This is a genomic window from Bacillus sp. JJ1521 (assembly GCF_036965165.1).
Classification (GTDB): domain Bacteria; phylum Bacillota; class Bacilli; order Bacillales; family Bacillaceae_L; genus Ferdinandcohnia.
This window is the reverse complement of sequence record NZ_JBALOX010000302.1, coordinates 1-2,282: the sequence shown is the minus strand read 5'-3', so window position 1 is coordinate 2,282 and position 2,282 is coordinate 1. Positions and strand designations below refer to the sequence as shown.

Below are 2,282 nucleotides of genomic sequence, written 5' to 3'. Positions count from 1 at the left end.
TTTCTCATTTTCCCTTTTTGACAAAAAAGCAATATCTCTTCTGTTTAAAAAGCATGCACTTTAGAATGGAGTGCATGCTTTTTGATTTAGTTCTCATAAGGAAAGTTATGAGAACCTAACTATATACAAACCAATTTGCTATTTGAAGATATGAAACTTGTAAAATGTTCATTTGTTAAGGAGATTTTTGAGAAATCACTTTGATATATATAAATGATAAGTTGGTCCCTATCTTTTTGTTGATTTATTCGAAAACCACTTTTTTTAGTATTTCTCTCAACGAGATTTATTTTTAGCGCCTCAGCAATATCCTCTGTACTGAAATGAAAACTAGGTAAGTCAATTACAATCTCAATTCTTGAGTTCTTTATGAAGACCTTTCCCCACTTATTAGTTTTTGGTCCAAATATTGTGAGGTTTTTAGAAAGTATAGAAAAATTGTCGTTTTTAAGTTGAGCTAAGTTCGAGTTTCCGGTTTTGTATATAACTTCTTTTAATTCTATAATTTTTTCAACATGCATATGAGCCCCATCCCCATTCCATTATTTGGTGCCTTTATTTTCTATATTAGATTTAAAGGTTGCCATTAATGGCATGTGATCACTAAACTTAATCCAATCAATGGATTCCCCTACTTGCAATAATTCTAGCCTGTTTATAAAATATCTAGAAGCAAAAATATAATCGATATGAAAAGGATTATTTAGATCTTTACGAAAATAATGTGTAGCTAAAGATTCACTCCCTTGTTCCTCATTAAAATAACTATGATATAAGCTGTGTATATCAAATTTCTTAAGTAATGTGAGAACATCAGAGTGTGTCCCTACTCTTTTAATACTGTCAAAAATAACATTACTATTCCAATCTCCAATAATTAAACTAGGTTTGTTCAGGATTTCATAATAATATTTAAGTGCCAGATAAATTTGCCCTATGTAACTGTAGTATCGCTTTTCTGTAAATTGGGACCATACTGCAATAAGATTAAATTCTTCATTATCACCATTGACGATAATGGGAACTATATATTTAAATTCTTGGTTGTAAATCGGATTTAATTCAAGTTTATATAGTGGGTTTAAAGAAAGTATTCCAATCCCTTTGGATCTATTATGACCAAACCATAAAAATTGTTTTGCTTCATCCTTAAACTTACTTTTTTCCCATTTCTCTGGTGCTTCACATTCTGGGATAACTAGTATGTCTGGTGATAAAGGAAGAACCTCTCCTATTTTTTCTCTAAATTTCATTGCTGCGTTCCAGGTTAGAATTTTCATAGAACTAACTTCCTTTTNNATATAATGTAATCTCGGATCCCTAAGATCTTAAATTCTACATAATCAAATGATGTTCCTCCCTAATAATTGGCGAAATATTTACCACAACTTTATCTCTTTTCAGGCACTTCTCTGTTATCTTTAGTCCACATAGCAAAAAAGTCCCAGTCTTTTACAGAACCGTCCTTGCTTAGTAAACCTAAATAAACTCCATCACCCTTACCCACTTGCCAAATTGCTTGTGCACTATTCTCTTTTTCCGATATTCCACTTTTTCTTATATATTCAATGAATGTTTGTTTCCCAGGACCAATTGTCTCAGCAACAAAAGCAACTAAGTAAATATCAATACAACTTGCTCCAAATTCAAAGGGGTTACCTAATAATATATGATTTCTTAATAATTCAATTCTCTCTGTTGGCGATGCCGCCAATACCTGATGTTTTATCCTATCAATCTGATAAGCTTTATAGCTTCTCTTTTCCCATTGTTTTAATTGATTAAAATCACCGTTCACTAATTCTAATTTTTCTAGCATATTTTTTAAATTACAGACAGTGGGTATAACATTTAGATGTATGCTCCTCCCTCTTAAATTATTAGGAAGCGAAATAGAAAATGATTCGTAAATTGTTTGATTATCCAGTCCGTCGAACTCCTTTGGATTTACCGTTATGATAGTTTTGGAATCATGAGTAAAATTATTTGTTATTGCTTCATTTTTTGCTTTTATTTTATTAATTAATTTTGCAAGCATTTTCATTCTCCTTAAATAGTTTTTTTCTATTTAAAGCTAGTCTTCGACAAAAGATGTAATAATCCTCCAAAAAAAGAATCGTGCAATATGGTTACACGATTCTTTTTCTAATAAGTACATATTAGATAACATAATGTTGATTATATGAATTATTCATTAATAAAACCCGCTCCTCTTCTTTAAATAGTAAGGGCGGGTTTATGTAGAATATATTTATTTAATATATTTTCATGAAGGATTATAC

3 protein-coding genes are annotated in these 2,282 nt (G+C 30.4%); all 3 read right to left on the bottom strand.

Annotated elements, in window-relative coordinates; genetic code table 11:
- Positions 1-119: 119 nt before the first annotated feature.
- Entirely contained in the window at positions 120-521 is a 402-nt protein-coding gene (locus tag V7147_RS25100; RefSeq protein ID WP_335370518.1) for a hypothetical protein, read from the bottom strand.
- A 21-nt stretch (positions 522-542) separates the two neighbouring features.
- Positions 543-1,280 carry an endonuclease/exonuclease/phosphatase family protein gene (locus V7147_RS25095; protein WP_335370517.1) on the bottom strand — a complete coding sequence of 246 codons (738 nt, stop codon included), beginning with the start codon at positions 1,278-1,280 and terminating at the stop codon, positions 543-545.
- Positions 1,281-1,390: 110 nt separating this feature from the next.
- The gene (locus tag V7147_RS25090) at positions 1,391-2,038 is read right to left on the bottom strand and encodes a hypothetical protein (protein WP_335370516.1); all 648 of its coding nucleotides are present in this window, start codon (positions 2,036-2,038) and stop codon (positions 1,391-1,393) included.
- Positions 2,039-2,282: the final 244 nt, after the last annotated feature.